The following is a 12,360-nucleotide window of genomic DNA, read 5'->3' as shown; positions in this document are numbered from 1 at the left end:
TCCTGCCGGAGCTGGCTGGCTGGTTTAGCCCTGCCCCAGCAGGTGGTTGGGCAGCCGGTTCCCCGGGGCGGTCCCGCGGATCTCGAGCAGTTCGCGGGCGTGGGCATGCAGGCGTTTGTCCTCCGCCGAGACCGGCACCCAGCCGGGGACTGGCACCGAGTTGCCGTCGGCGTCGCGCGCCACCATCACCGTGAGGCAATACGTGGTGAGGTTCAGTTCCTTGCCCTTCGGATCTCCGGAGCGCACATGTACGGCGATGTGCATGCCTTTGGTCCCGGTGTAGACCAGCCTGGCCTCTACCTCCACCAGATGGCCGATCAGCAGGGGCCGGTAGAAGCGCACGCCGCCGGAGAAGACCGCCACGGTGTCCATGCCGCAGTAGCGGGACGCGCAGACGTAGGCGGCTTCGTCGATCCACTTCATCACGATGCCGCCGTGCACTTTCCCGCCCCAGTTCACGTCCGTGGGGGCCGCCATGAACCTCAGCGTCACGCGTTCGGCGGTCCCGGCGTCGGTATATTCCTGGGCGTTCATGGCTTCGACAATCCGTTCACGGACCTTGATCCGCGCCAGGGCGTGGTCCCGCTGTTCGATCTCCGCGGCCGTGACCGGTTCGAACTGTTTGACGGGTATGGGCTTGCCGTCGTCGCCGACCGCCACAAAGATCACCATGCACTGGCTGCGCATCGTGGCAGGCCCGCCCTTGGGGTCGCTTGACGAGACGACGGTCCGGATGTGCATGGAGGAGCGTCCGGTGTAGACGATGGTGGCCTCCACCTCCACCATGTCGCCGCTGTTCACGGGGTCCGCGAAGTGGATGTTGCCCACGTAGGCGGTGACGCAGTAGGACTTGGCCCAGCCCACGGCGGCAGCGTACGCAGCCTTGTCCACCCATTCGAGGACGGTCCCCGCATCCACCGAGCCGCTGTGGCCCACATCCGTGGGGGCAGCCAGGAAGCGGAGGGTTACGGAATTGGCCGCGGTCTCAGTCATGCTGCGATCTTACTGAGGCGCCGTGTTACCGGAGGGTCGGGGCCGACACATGCCTGCAACAGGAACTGCCCCGCCCGCCCTTTTGGGGCGGACAGGGCAGTTCTTCCTGTGGACTACAGGAGGCTACTTTGCGCCGGTATAGGTGATATCCGGCTGTACGGGCAGTTCCATGCCCACTCCGATGAAGAAGCTGGGTGCGGCCGGGGTGCCCTTGGTGCTGTTGTTGACTTCGTTCCGGCCGCCGTCAGGACGCGGTCGCTGGACCCGGTTTCCCAGTTCCACTTGGCAATGCTGGGCGTTCCTGTACAACGTTATAGAGGTCAAGGGTTTCCTGGTGGATTTCTGGGAGTTTTTGATGTCAAGTGTGTTGTCTTGGGTGAAAATGCGACGCCTTGAGCGTCCCGCCATGACGCGGCCGAGGTCATCCAAATTTGCATCACTATTGATAATGACTATCGTTAGCGATATGATAAAAACTCACCCACATCCCGGCCATATGCACACTTATCCGCAGGCCCTCCCGGCAGTTCTCGCGGTTTCGGCACTACTCCTCACGGCGTGCGGGGCTGCTCCGGGCGCGGGCTCCGGACCGTCGCAGGGCGCAGGCCCTGACTCGGCCGGCACTTCCGCTTCTGCCACAGCAGGGCAGGCGAAGGAAAGCCAGGCCCCCACCCCGCGGCTGGTCCTGACCCACGACGCGGGCATCACGGTTCTTGACGCGAAGACTCTGAAGCCCGTGGAGGAAGTGCCGCTGGAAGGCTTCAACCGCCTCAGCCCGGCGGGCGACGGCCGCCACGTTCTGGTGGCCACCGGAGATTCCTTCCGCGTCTTCGATGCCGGTGTGTGGACCGAGGCGCACGGCGACCATGGGCACTCCTATGCCGCCGCGCCTCGGCTGACGGACCGGGCCTTTAGCGCCAGCAAGGCCGGCCACGTGGTCAACCATGCCGGGAAGACAGTGCTGTTCAATGACGGTTCAGGGAAGGTGGAGGTCTTTGATCCGGCCGCGCTGACCGACGCACTCAAGGCCGGCCTGCCCGAGACCAGCACCTACACCGCACCCGAAGCCCACCACGGCGTCGCCATCGCGCTGGAGGATGGGAAGCTGCTGGTCACCCTCGGGAACGAGGAGGGCCGCACTGGCCTGGCGCTGCTGAGTGCGCCGGGAAATGCCGGCGGGCAGGGACGAGGTGAACTGCTCCGCAACGAGGAGTGCCCCGGTGTGCATGGAGAGGCAGTGGCGGGCCATGAAACCGTGGTGGTGGGCTGTGAGGACGGCATGCTGGTCTACCGCGACGGCGCCTTCACCAAGGTTGCAAGCCCTGACCCGTACGGCCGCATGGGCAACCAGGCCGGAAGCCATGAATCTCCCGTGATCCTCGGCGATTACAAGGTGGACAGGGACGCCGACCTGGAGCGGCCCACCCGGATCTCGCTGGTCAGCACGGACACCGGGACGCTCCAGCTGGTGGACCTGGGCGCCAGCTATTCCTTCCGTTCCCTGGGCCGCGGTCCGGGCGGGGAGGCTCTGGTGCTGGGCACGGACGGGGCGCTTCATGTGATTGATCCGACGACGGGCGAGGAGACCGCTGCCATTTCCGTGGTTGGCGCCTGGACGGAGCCGGATGCCTGGCAGGATCCCCGCCCTACCCTGTTTGTCCAGGGCTCAACGGCCTTCATCACGGAGCCGGCGGCTTCCAGGATCCATGCCGTGGATCTAAAATCCGGGAAAATCGTCAACAGCACGGACCTGGACCACGTGCCCAACGAATTGACCGGGGTGACCGGCTGACGCTCCTGCCACTGCAAAGACGTTAAAAGCCCGACGGCGGACGGGCACCTGGGTGCCTGTCCGCCGTCGGGCGCTGCTCGAGGAGGAGGAGTCCGCTTAGGCGAGGACTGCCAGTTTGGAGCCCTTGCGGCCGAACAGGACGCGGTCCACAGAGACGCGGCCGGCTCCGGTGAGTGCGAGTGCCAGGGCGGCAGCGCCCAGGAGCAGCACCAGTTCGTACCCGCCCTTGTCGGCGAAGACTCCTGCCGAGGCATGCACCAGGAAGAAGGCGCCGATCATGTTTACGGCCAGCAGGGCGGCCACCACGCGGGTGAGTACGCCCAAGATGAGGGCAATGCCGCCAGCCAATTCGAGGCCAGCGACGAAGGGCGCTGACACGTTGGCTGCCGGAACGCCCATCTGGGTGAACGCCGCCTGGGTGCCGGCGATGGTCCATTCGTTGAACTTCTGCCAGCCGTGGGCGGCGAAGAGGAAGCCGAGGGCGACGCGCAGGACGGTGATGGCAGTGGTGGTGAGGCGTGACTGATTCATAAATCGAGTCTCTCTGACCATTAGTTGAAGTGTCAACTAATGGATCGCCATTGTGTCCTTTGTCATGACTTCCTGCGTCACGGAAGCGGAGCAGCCAGGTGGGCGGTGCCGGCCGTTAGGCTGAAACCGTGCCCAACCAATCCGCCCCCGCTGCCGTCCAGCGTCCCGCCAGCCATGCCCGGGAAATCCTGCGGCTCGCCGTGCCGGCGTTCGGCGCACTGATCGCCGAACCGCTGTTCCTGCTCGCGGATTCGGCCATTGTGGGCCATCTTGGCGTGGCCCAGCTGGCCGGGGTGGGGCTCGCCTCCGCCGTGCTGCACACCGCCGTCGGCCTGATGGTTTTCCTCGCCTACTCCACTACCCCGGCGGTGGCCCGCGCGATGGGACACGGCCAGCTGGGCAAGGCACTCGCCGCAGGGCGCGACGGCGTCTGGCTGGCACTTCTGCTCGGCGTGGTCCTGGCCGTGGCCGGCTTCTGGGCCGCTGAACCGCTGGTGGCCCTGATGGGGGCGGAGGGTGACGTTCGCTCGTTCGCCGTTGACTATCTCCGCTGGTCCATGCCCGGCCTGGTTGCCATGCTGCTCATCTTCGCGGGCACCGGCGTCCTGCGCGGATTGCAGGACACCAGGACGCCGCTGCTCGTGGCCACCGCAGGCTTTGCCTTGAATATTGTCCTCAACCTGTGGCTGGTCTACGGGCTGGACTGGTCCGTTGCGGGCTCGGCGGCAGGCACCAGCGTGGCGCAATGGGCCATGGCGGCCGTCTATCTGGTGATGGTCCAGCGCAATGCCGCCCGGCACGGCATCAGCCTGTGGCCCGACTGGAGCGGCATCCGCGCAATGACCCGGGTCGGTTCGTGGCTTATGCTCCGCACGCTGAGCCTGCGCATCGCCATCCTGGCCACGGTATTTGTGGTCACGGGGCAAGGTGCCGTCAACCTGGCGGCCCACCAGCTGGCCATGACCATCTTCTCGTTCCTCGCCTTTGCCCTCGATGCCCTTGCCATCGCCGCTCAGGCCCTGATCGGCAAGGAACTGGGCGCATCCAATCCCGTCAGGGCGCGGCACCTGACCCGGACCATGATCCGCTGGGGCATCGGATTCGGTTTGGTCACGGGAGCCCTGCTGGCCGTCGCGGCGCCTTGGGCGGGGGTGCTGTTCACTTCCGACGCCGGCGTCCAGTCCGTGCTGACCTACGCCCTGTGGATCCTGGCAGCCGGTCAGCCTCTTGCCGGGTATGTTTTTGTCCTGGACGGCGTGCTGATCGGCGCCGGAGACGCCAGGTACCTGGCGCTGGCGGGCGTGGTCAACCTCGCTGTCTACGTCCCCATGCTTGTGGCCGTTGCCGTCTCCGGCATGTCCGCCGCCGCAGGCCTCGTTTGGCTGTGGGCCGCGTTTGCGCTGGGCTACATGGCCGCCCGGGCGCTGACGCTGGGCCTGCGCGCCCGGTCGGACCGCTGGATGGTGCTGGGTTCGCCATAGGGCCGGCGGCCACTAAACTGGACCGGTGAACCAACCACTGACACCCACAGATGCTCCCGCCGGCGCCGCCCAGCAGGCAGACCTGTGGAAGCCGGTTCTGCTCCGGGCCGTGGCCGCACTGTTGTTCGGCGCCGCGACCATTTTCTGGGCCGGACCGTCGGTCCAGGTCATGGGCTGGGCGGGCGGGTTGTACCTGCTGGCCACGGGCCTGCTGGTCCTCTGGGCCATCCCGAAGACCGGCTACGCGCGTGACGGCATGCCCGGCAAGATCCTCTCCGCCGCAGGGGCCACCCTGGCAGGCGCTGGTGTTGCCTTGGCATTGCTTCACGGGGACCGCGTCTTCGGCGTCGTTGCGGCAGTGGGACTTGGCCTGGCCGGAGCCGTGGAGCTGTACTGCGGCCTCAAGTATCGCCGCCGGCACGTGCTGGCCCGCGACTGGCTGGCCTCGGGCATCATCGGGCTTGGTACCGCGGCGATCCTGCCCTTCTTCATCAGCCTCGGAGCCCATGCCCTGCTGGGCGTCGCCGGCGGCGGAGCTATCATCTCCGGTGTGCTCTGGGTCCTGTCGGGGCTGACTCTAAGGCACGATTCCCGGCCCGCCTCCACGAAGCCGTAAACTAGAAGCGAAAGGTTCTACCCGGCGTAGAAAACGCGCCCGGAACAACCCCACACACATTCGAACCAGCACGCCCTTCGGCATGGCTGTAGGAGAGGAACTACCTTGGCAGACCAGAAACCAGGAAAACCGCGCAAGCTGCGGACCTCGGTGAAGGGGCCGCTGATGTTCTCTGCGTTCTGGGCCGTCCTCGCCTTTGTTACGGTGCTGATCTTCGCCTCCGGCGGCAGCTCGAAGACCCCGCGGTTCGACCTCGCCTTCACGGGCGCCGGCATCGCGTTCATCGTCACGCTGGTGATCGCGGCCATGCTGGCCATGAGCCACAAGGAGAACTCCGAACACCTGGGCAAGGGGTCCGGCGTCAACCTGAGTTCAGCCCGGAAACCGTCGCACGGATTCGGGGGACACGGCCCCAGCCAGGCCGGCGGCGCCCCTGAGGCTCCGGACGCTGACGGTACCGGCACCAGCCACTCCTAGCGAACAGTAGCCTGCCGCGCGCGGTACGCTGCCACGTGCGCGCGGTTGGCGCAGTTGCCGGTATCGCAATACCGTTTCGACCGGTTGCGGCTGAGGTCCAGGACCACGGCATCGCAGTCCTCGGCCTCGCACACGAGCATGCGGTCCATCTCCTTGCTCCGGATGACGTCCGCCAGGGCCATGGCGGCTTCGGTGCCCATGCGCTCTGCCAGCGGCGCGTCCCTGGCAGTGGCGTGCAGATGCCAGTCCCACTCATCGTGCTTCATCAGCTGGGGGAGTGCGTTGGCCTCGCGCAGCAGGCGGTTGACGCCCGCCACAGCAGAGTCTTCGTCTGCAGTCCAGAGGGCGGCAAGCCGCCCGCGCAGTTCGTGGACACTCGACAGTTCCGCCGCATCGCGGGCGCGGGCTCCACTGAACCCCTCGGACTGAAGGAAATGATCCAGGTCCGCCACCGTGGCGAGCGATTCGCGTCCGTTGGCGGCGGTGTTGATCAGGTTGACGACGGTGCGCAGGGCTATTTCGGTGTCAGGTGCAAAGACCATCTTGACTCCTTACTGGGGTCGGGCGTAATGTCAGGACCATTACCCCACTTTACTCCTGACAGGAGGCGTCGGTGACTGCCGCCCCTAACCCCGCAGCCGCGGGCGGATTCCTTGGCTCCGGCCTTGGAATCGCGTTGTTCTCTTCTGCCGTCTTCGGGCTCTCCGGTTCCTTCGCCAAAGCGCTCCTGGAAACCGGCTGGTCCCCGGGCGCTGCCGTAACGGCCCGCCTGACCGGTGCCGCGCTGATTCTCGCCGTTCCCGCCGTTCTGGCTTTGCGCGGACGGTGGTACCGGCTGCGCGACAACTGGGTCACCATCGGGCTTTTCGGCCTGATCGGCGTGGCCGCATGCCAGCTGTTCTACTTCAACGCGGTAGCCCGCCTGTCCGTGGGTGTGGCGCTGTTGCTTGAATACCTGGCTCCCGTCCTCATCGTCCTTTGGCTATGGGGAGCCAGCAAGAAGCGGCCACGGGCGCTGACCTTCGGCGGAACAGTGCTGTCGCTCGGCGGCCTGGTCCTCGTCCTGGACCTCACCGGAACGGTCAAGATCGACATCATCGGGGTCCTGTGGGGGGTGGCCGCTGCCGTATGCCTTGCCATCTACTTCTTCATCACGGCCAAGGAGAATGATTCCCTGCCGCCCATCGTCCTGGCGTCCGCCGGGCTGCTCGTGGGGGCCGCCGTTATGTGGCTGGCGGCCGCCACGGGACTGCTTCCCATGGCCTTCAGCACCGCGGATACCAGGCTCGGCCCCTGGATCACACCCTGGTGGGTCTCCCTGGGTGGCCTGGTCATCCTGGCAACAGTCCTGGCATACGTTTCGGGCGTTGTCGCTGCCCGCGCCCTTGGCTCCAAGGTTGCGTCCTTCGTCTCGCTGACCGAGGTGCTGTTCGCCGTGACCTGGGCCTGGCTGCTGCTGGGTGAGCTGCCCGGCGCCATCCAACTCCTGGGCGGCGTCCTCATTGTTGGCGGGGTGGTTCTGGTCCGGCTGGACGAGCTGCGCTCCGGCACGGCCGCTGCAACTGTCGGTGCGCCCGCGCCGCTGGACCACGCGAACGACGTCGAACCCGTGCCCTGAGTGCCGGCTGCCGTTAAATGCAGCGAGGGCCCGGACACTGTGCAGTGTCCCGGCCCTCGCAGTAAGGCTTCGGCGGTTAGCGTGAAGCCTGGTCCTGCTCGCTGGCGTTTTTGGTGGCCTTCTGGCCCGCGTCCTTCAGCGCCTGGATGACCTGGTTCAGCGCCGCGGTGTGCGTGCCGGACCATTCGCCGCGGAAGTGGTCGGCGTCCGGGCCCTTCCAGTCGGTGCTGTCCAGCACGCGCGTCAGGTTGGACCTCTGCTGCTCGATCTCACCGGCACCGGCCTGCAGCTTGCTGCCAAGAGTCCTGAGCTGTTCTACATCTGCGCCCCACATAGCCATCAGTTTTTCTCCTCGTTAGTCTTGGATCCGATCCAGATCGGCATCCCCAGCGGCCCCCGGCTCATCCGGAAGATCCATTACCTAGAACCTATCCCGGCCCCAAATCACTGTCGATGGGCACCGCTGCCCATGCACCACTCCCCATGGGCCACAGCTCCCGCGGTTGAATCTCGACAAGCTCGATCACCGGTGTCCTGGGGGTCGATCCGAGGCGTTCCAGAGCCTAGCATGGGCATATGTGCCGGAACATCCGAACCCTCCACAATTTCGAACCCCATGCCACCTCTGAGGAAGTGCATGCCGCCGCGCTGCAGTATGTGCGCAAGGTCAGCGGCAGCACCAAGCCGTCCAAGGCCAACGAGGACGCCTTCGAAGCGGCGGTGCACGAGATCGCCCACATCACCCAGCACCTGCTGGATTCGCTGGTCACCCACGCTCCCGCCAAGCACCGGGACGAAGAGGCCGCCAAGGCAAGGGCCCGCGCGGCCGTGCGCTTCGGCACCGCCTGAGGACCTAACCGCCTGAGGGCTGCTTGCCGAAGCTGCGCAGCCGGAGCGAGTTTGCCACCACCAGGACTGAACTCGCCGCCATCGCGGCTCCGGCAATCATCGGGTTCAAGAGGCCCAGGGCGGCCACGGGAATGCCGACCGCGTTATAGAAGAACGCCCAGAACAGGTTGGTCTTGATGGTGGCCAGCGTACGCCGGGACAATTCGATGGCCTGTGCCACCTGTCCCAGATCGTTTCCCATGACGGTGAGGTCCGCCGCCTCGATGGCCACATCCGTACCGGATCCCATGGCGATGCCCAGGTCAGCCTGCGCCAGCGCGGCGGCGTCATTCACGCCGTCGCCGGCCATGGCCACAATCGCCCCGCCCGCCTGGAGCCGGCGGACGGCGTCCACCTTCCCGGCAGGCAGGACACCTGCATAAACATCGTCAGGGGAAATGCCGACGGCGGCAGCGACCTGCGCGGCCACCGCGGCGTTGTCCCCGGTCAGCAGGATGGGGCGCAGCCCGAGCCTCTTCAGCTTTGCCACAGCCTCCGCAGATCCCGGCTTCACGGTGTCGCGGAGACTGATGATGCCGGCAGGACTGCCGTCCACCGTTATCCAGATGGCCGTGGCACCGGTGGCTTCCGCGGCGGCCAGCGCCTCCAGTTGCGCGCCGGAAGGGCGGACGCTGTTCTCCGTGAGCCAGCCGGTCCTGCCAGCCAGGACCACGCGCCCTTCAACGGTTCCCACCACTCCGCCGCCGGGTGCCGAACGGAAGTGTTCGACGGCGGGAAGCCGCCCGCCGTCGTCGTTCCCGGTTTGCGCCTCAACCGCCGCGGCCGCGATGGCGTGGGCGATCGGGTGCTCCGATGCCGCCTCCACGGCGCCGGCGAGCCGCAGCACGTCGGTGCCCTGGTAACCGTCAAACGCGAGAGTGTTGCCCACGGCGAGTTTTCCGGTGGTGACGGTGCCGGTCTTGTCGAGCAGTATGGTGTCCACCGTGCGGGTGTCTTCGAGGACCTGCGGGCCCTTGATCAGGATGCCCAGCTGGGCTCCCCGGCCGGTTCCGGTGAGCAGCCCCACCGGAGTGGCGAGGCCCAGGGCGCACGGGCACGCGATGACCAGGACGGTGACCGCGGCGGTAAAGGCAGCCCTGAGCTCGGCAGGCTCAATCACCGGGCCGCTGAACACGAGCCACAGCCCAAACGTGAGCACAGCGATGGCCAGCACAATCGGGACAAAGACGGCGCTGATCCGGTCGGCGAGGCGGGCGATGGGGGCTTTGCCGGTCTGTGCCTGCGAGACCAGCCGGGCCATCTGGGCCAGCGTGGTCTCGGCGCCCACGCGGGTTGCCCGGACCAGCAGCCGGCCGGAAGTGTTGATGGTGGCGCCGGTGACCTTGCTCCCGGGCTCCACTTCCACCGGAACGGATTCGCCGGTCAGCAGGGACGCGTCCACGGCTGAAACGCCGTCGATCACCTCTCCGTCCGTGGCGATTTTTTCGCCGGGGCGGACCACCACGACGTCTCCCACGCGGAGCTGATCGGCGGGGACTTTATGTTCGGATCCGTGGTGCAGGATGGTGGCGTCCTTGGCGCCGAGGTTCAGCAACGCCTTGAGGGCGTCGCCGGCTTTCTGCTTGGCGTTGGCTTCGAGGAACCTGCCCAGGAGCAGGAAAGTGGTGACCACGGCGGCCACTTCGAAGTAGAGGCCGCCGGACTCCATCCCCTCCATGGCCAGGTGCTCGGTCATCCGGGGATCCAGGACCAGTTGCCAGAGGCTGAACAGGTAGGCGGCGGCGACGCCGATCGACACCAGTGTGTCCATGGTGGACGCCAGGTGGCGCGCATTGACGGCCGCCGCGCGGTGGAAGGGCCAGGCCGCCCAGCTGACCACTGGAAGCGCCAAGGCCCCGGCTACCCAGCCCCAGTTGGGAAACTGCGCGGCCGGAACCATCGAAATCGCGAGGACCGGGAGCGTCAGTATCGCGGCCACGATCAGGCGCGGGCGCAGCTGGGCCGAGGTTCCGCCGTGCTTCATGTGGTCGTGGGTGCCAGCGGTGCCTTCGTGGGTCGCGTGGTCACCTTCCGCGCCGCCACCGGCCACATGCTCTGCATGCTCGCTCGTGCCTCGCTTAGACGCATGCTGCCGCATGCCCCCGACGTCGCCGCTTGCGGGCGGCACGTCGAGCTCGTCGGCGTGGTGCTCGTCGGCGTGGGGGTGGCTTTGGCTCGGGTAGCGCGGGAGGCGGACCGTTGCTTTGTAGCCTGTGGCGTTGACTGTGTCCACTATTTGCTGGTCCGTGATGCCGGCCGGGACCGTGACGTGGGCGGACTCCAGCGGGAGGTTGACGGAGGCTTCGACGCCGTCGAGCTTGCCCAGCTTCTTTTCCACGCGGTTCACACAGGAGGCACAGGTCATGCCCTCAATGTCCAGTTCAACTACCCTGCTTTGGGGCTGGTGATGGAGATGGTCTGTACTCATGTGGGATCCCCCGATCGGACAGCGTTACGCGTCGTTGGCAACAACCAGGTAGCCGGCTTCGGCTACTGCCTCGCCGATCTCGGACGGCGACAGTTCCTGGGTTGAGGTGATGGTGACGGTGGAAATGCCGCCGGCGTTGAGTTCGACGTCGACCGTTTCAACCCCTGCGAGCGATTCAAGTTCCTCGCTGACGGACGAAACGCAGTGGCCGCAGGTCATGCCGGACACGTTGACGGTGGTGGAGGCGGTGCTCATGGCTGGCTCCTTCGAAGGGGCCGGCGGTGGCCGGCCGTGAATGGGTGGTTAGTGGTAGTTGGTCAGCGCAGGAGGCGGCCGATGGCCGCTGTGGCTTCCCTGACTTTGGCGTCTATGGCCTCAGCGCGAAGGGCCGGATCGGGCTCCCCGGCGGCGCCCACCACGCAGTGGCCGATGTGCTCTTCCACAAGTCCCAGGCTCACGGCGTGCAGGGCCTTGGTGGCCGCGGCGACCTGGGTCAGGATGTCGATGCAGTATTTGTCCTCATCCACCATCCGGGCGATCCCGCGGACCTGGCCCTCGATGCGCTTGAGCCTGCGCAGGTATGCCTCCTTGTTGGCGGTGTAGCCATGCGGAGGCGCCGGATCAGCGCCGGCGTGTGTGGTCAAGGTTTCCAGCGAAGCTTCCATACTGCCAACATATACCCCGCAGGGGTATATGGCAAGTACCCCCTGGGGGTATCCATTCGGAGATGAGCGCCACGAGGTTGGGTGGGTGCGGCTCTGGGAGGGCACAAAAAAGCTCCGGAGTGCGTTATTGGGGGATACGCACTCCGGAGCAGCATTTGGGCAGATTCACCCGGCCACTGCGGCCGGATCGTTCTGCTTGAATTAGCTTACTTGCCGGTACAGCCCTCCGCTACCACCTCGAATAACTACTTTCGCTTTATTATTTCGGTCACCCGAAACCGCCCCGGGTGGGGCGAGGCCGCCGGCTCAGGTAACGGCTCAGGCATCGTCCTGATGCGCCGGCCTCCGGTAGGGAACCACCAGCACCGGCCGGCTTTGATGGTGCGTCAGCCAGAGTCCCACAGATCCGTTGAGCATCTCGGAGATCCGGTGGGTCAGGCCGCGCTCCGACGTTCCCACAATGATTATGGGGGAGTTGCTTTCCGCGGCGAGCCGGGCGAGGGCGCGGCCCGGATCCCCCGCCAGGGTCCGCAGCGTCCAGTCCACGGGGGTGGCCCGCGTCGCGGCGTCGGCCACGGCTTCCGCGATCACCCCCTTGAGTTCCGTGGTGACCGAGCGGATGTCGTCGTCGTCCTTGTCCGGGTGCAGCGACAGCCGGTGTGCGGATCTGGTGGGATCCCATTCCACCAGGTAGCTGGCCTCGTCGACATAGGCACACAGCAACGGCACGGCCAGTTTGGCCGCCAGGGAGGTGGCGGTCTTCAGCACTTCCGAGTGCTGATGGGGCAACACACCCACCAGCAACGGAGGCGGACCACTGAATCGTTCGGGACTCATAGGACCATTCTGTGCCTGCGCGGAGCCACTTGAA

15 protein-coding genes are annotated in these 12,360 nt (G+C 66.4%); 6 read left to right on the top strand and 9 right to left on the bottom strand.

Annotated features, from left to right (window positions below; all coding sequences use genetic code 11):
* Positions 1 to 24 precede the first annotated feature (24 nt).
* Both NIBR502772_RS01895 and NIBR502772_RS22280 read right to left on the bottom strand, forming a co-directional pair.
* Complete coding sequence (locus tag NIBR502772_RS01895; protein ID WP_141138837.1) at positions 25 to 993, bottom strand: acyl-CoA thioesterase; 969 nt, start codon at positions 991 to 993, stop codon at positions 25 to 27.
* Between the two features lie 123 nt (positions 994 to 1,116).
* Entirely contained in the window at positions 1,117 to 1,275 is a 159-nt protein-coding gene (locus NIBR502772_RS22280; protein ID WP_168223470.1) for a hypothetical protein, read from the bottom strand.
* Positions 1,276 to 1,489: 214 nt separating this feature from the next.
* Here NIBR502772_RS22280 and aztD point away from each other — a divergent pair, with 214 nt between their 5' ends.
* Entirely contained in the window at positions 1,490 to 2,785 is a 1,296-nt protein-coding gene (aztD, locus tag NIBR502772_RS01890; RefSeq protein ID WP_141138836.1) for a zinc metallochaperone AztD, read from the top strand.
* Positions 2,786 to 2,881: 96 nt separating this feature from the next.
* Here the strand turns inward: aztD and NIBR502772_RS01885 are convergent, their stop codons facing one another.
* A complete protein-coding gene (locus NIBR502772_RS01885) occupies positions 2,882 to 3,316 on the bottom strand; it encodes a DoxX family protein (protein ID WP_141138835.1) in 435 nt (144 codons plus the stop codon).
* 128 nt (positions 3,317 to 3,444) lie between these two features.
* On the opposite strand from NIBR502772_RS01885, the gene NIBR502772_RS01880 reads away from it, so the two are divergent.
* From NIBR502772_RS01880 to NIBR502772_RS01870, 3 genes are all read left to right on the top strand, one after another.
* Positions 3,445 to 4,797 carry an MATE family efflux transporter gene (locus NIBR502772_RS01880; protein WP_141138834.1) on the top strand — a complete coding sequence of 451 codons (1,353 nt, stop codon included), beginning with the start codon at positions 3,445 to 3,447 and terminating at the stop codon, positions 4,795 to 4,797.
* Between the two features lie 25 nt (positions 4,798 to 4,822).
* On the top strand, positions 4,823 to 5,413 hold the full coding sequence (locus NIBR502772_RS01875) for a hypothetical protein (protein WP_141138833.1): 591 nt from the start codon (positions 4,823 to 4,825) through the stop codon (positions 5,411 to 5,413).
* Positions 5,414 to 5,518: 105 nt separating this feature from the next.
* On the top strand, positions 5,519 to 5,890 hold the full coding sequence (locus NIBR502772_RS01870; protein ID WP_141138832.1) for a nicotinamide mononucleotide transporter: 372 nt from the start codon (positions 5,519 to 5,521) through the stop codon (positions 5,888 to 5,890).
* On the opposite strand, the gene NIBR502772_RS01865 is transcribed toward NIBR502772_RS01870, so the two are convergent.
* Positions 5,887 to 6,432: a CGNR zinc finger domain-containing protein gene (locus NIBR502772_RS01865; RefSeq protein WP_141138831.1), complete on the bottom strand. Its 546-nt coding sequence runs from the start codon at positions 6,430 to 6,432 to the stop codon at positions 5,887 to 5,889. The two genes, NIBR502772_RS01870 and NIBR502772_RS01865, sit on opposite strands and share 4 nt — an antisense overlap.
* Positions 6,433 to 6,503: 71 nt before the next feature.
* On the opposite strand from NIBR502772_RS01865, the gene NIBR502772_RS01860 reads away from it, so the two are divergent.
* The gene (locus NIBR502772_RS01860) at positions 6,504 to 7,508 is read left to right on the top strand and encodes a DMT family transporter (protein WP_141138830.1); all 1,005 of its coding nucleotides are present in this window, start codon (positions 6,504 to 6,506) and stop codon (positions 7,506 to 7,508) included.
* Positions 7,509 to 7,584: 76 nt separating this feature from the next.
* Here NIBR502772_RS01860 and NIBR502772_RS01855 read toward each other — a convergent pair whose 3' ends face one another.
* A complete protein-coding gene (locus NIBR502772_RS01855; protein ID WP_141138829.1) occupies positions 7,585 to 7,848 on the bottom strand; it encodes a WXG100 family type VII secretion target in 264 nt (87 codons plus the stop codon).
* Between the two features lie 236 nt (positions 7,849 to 8,084).
* Here NIBR502772_RS01855 and NIBR502772_RS01850 point away from each other — a divergent pair, with 236 nt between their 5' ends.
* Complete coding sequence (locus NIBR502772_RS01850) at positions 8,085 to 8,357, top strand: DUF2277 domain-containing protein (protein WP_104062916.1); 273 nt, start codon at positions 8,085 to 8,087, stop codon at positions 8,355 to 8,357.
* Positions 8,358 to 8,361: 4 nt separating this feature from the next.
* On the opposite strand, the gene NIBR502772_RS01845 is transcribed toward NIBR502772_RS01850, so the two are convergent.
* The 4 genes from NIBR502772_RS01845 to NIBR502772_RS01830 all read right to left on the bottom strand — a co-directional run bounded on the left by NIBR502772_RS01845 (position 8,362) and on the right by NIBR502772_RS01830 (position 12,326).
* The gene (locus tag NIBR502772_RS01845) at positions 8,362 to 10,824 is read right to left on the bottom strand and encodes a cation-translocating P-type ATPase (RefSeq protein ID WP_141138828.1); all 2,463 of its coding nucleotides are present in this window, start codon (positions 10,822 to 10,824) and stop codon (positions 8,362 to 8,364) included.
* Between the two features lie 24 nt (positions 10,825 to 10,848).
* On the bottom strand, positions 10,849 to 11,079 hold the full coding sequence (locus NIBR502772_RS01840; protein WP_141138827.1) for a heavy-metal-associated domain-containing protein: 231 nt from the start codon (positions 11,077 to 11,079) through the stop codon (positions 10,849 to 10,851).
* Positions 11,080 to 11,141: 62 nt separating this feature from the next.
* Entirely contained in the window at positions 11,142 to 11,489 is a 348-nt protein-coding gene (locus tag NIBR502772_RS01835) for a metal-sensitive transcriptional regulator (protein ID WP_141138826.1), read from the bottom strand.
* A gap of 318 nt (positions 11,490 to 11,807) precedes the next feature.
* Positions 11,808 to 12,326, bottom strand: coding sequence for a universal stress protein (locus tag NIBR502772_RS01830; RefSeq protein ID WP_141138825.1), 519 nt, complete (start codon positions 12,324 to 12,326; stop codon positions 11,808 to 11,810).
* Positions 12,327 to 12,360 lie beyond the last annotated feature (34 nt).

It is taken from the genome of Pseudarthrobacter sp. NIBRBAC000502772 (genome assembly GCF_006517235.1).
GTDB lineage: Bacteria > Actinomycetota > Actinomycetes > Actinomycetales > Micrococcaceae > Arthrobacter.
The sequence above is the reverse complement of the archived record's forward strand: the minus strand, read 5'-3'. Positions and strand labels throughout refer to the sequence as shown.

What these genes read in the sequence shown, in the direction of transcription:
- NIBR502772_RS01840 (WP_141138827.1), bottom strand. Translation starts at nt 11,079, where the DNA reads ATGAGCACCGCCTCCACCACCGTCAACGTGTCCGGCATGACCTGCGGC.
- NIBR502772_RS01865 (WP_141138831.1), bottom strand. Translation starts at nt 6,432, where the DNA reads ATGGTCTTTGCACCTGACACCGAAATAGCCCTGCGCACCGTCGTCAAC.
- NIBR502772_RS01855 (WP_141138829.1), bottom strand. Translation starts at nt 7,848, where the DNA reads ATGGCTATGTGGGGCGCAGATGTAGAACAGCTCAGGACTCTTGGCAGC.
- NIBR502772_RS01850 (WP_104062916.1), top strand. Translation starts at nt 8,085, where the DNA reads ATGTGCCGGAACATCCGAACCCTCCACAATTTCGAACCCCATGCCACC.
- NIBR502772_RS01885 (WP_141138835.1), bottom strand. Translation starts at nt 3,316, where the DNA reads ATGAATCAGTCACGCCTCACCACCACTGCCATCACCGTCCTGCGCGTC.
- NIBR502772_RS01835 (WP_141138826.1), bottom strand. Translation starts at nt 11,489, where the DNA reads ATGGAAGCTTCGCTGGAAACCTTGACCACACACGCCGGCGCTGATCCG.
- NIBR502772_RS01845 (WP_141138828.1), bottom strand. Translation starts at nt 10,824, where the DNA reads ATGAGTACAGACCATCTCCATCACCAGCCCCAAAGCAGGGTAGTTGAA.
- NIBR502772_RS01830 (WP_141138825.1), bottom strand. Translation starts at nt 12,326, where the DNA reads ATGAGTCCCGAACGATTCAGTGGTCCGCCTCCGTTGCTGGTGGGTGTG.
- NIBR502772_RS01895 (WP_141138837.1), bottom strand. Translation starts at nt 993, where the DNA reads ATGACTGAGACCGCGGCCAATTCCGTAACCCTCCGCTTCCTGGCTGCC.
- aztD (WP_141138836.1), top strand. Translation starts at nt 1,490, where the DNA reads ATGCACACTTATCCGCAGGCCCTCCCGGCAGTTCTCGCGGTTTCGGCA.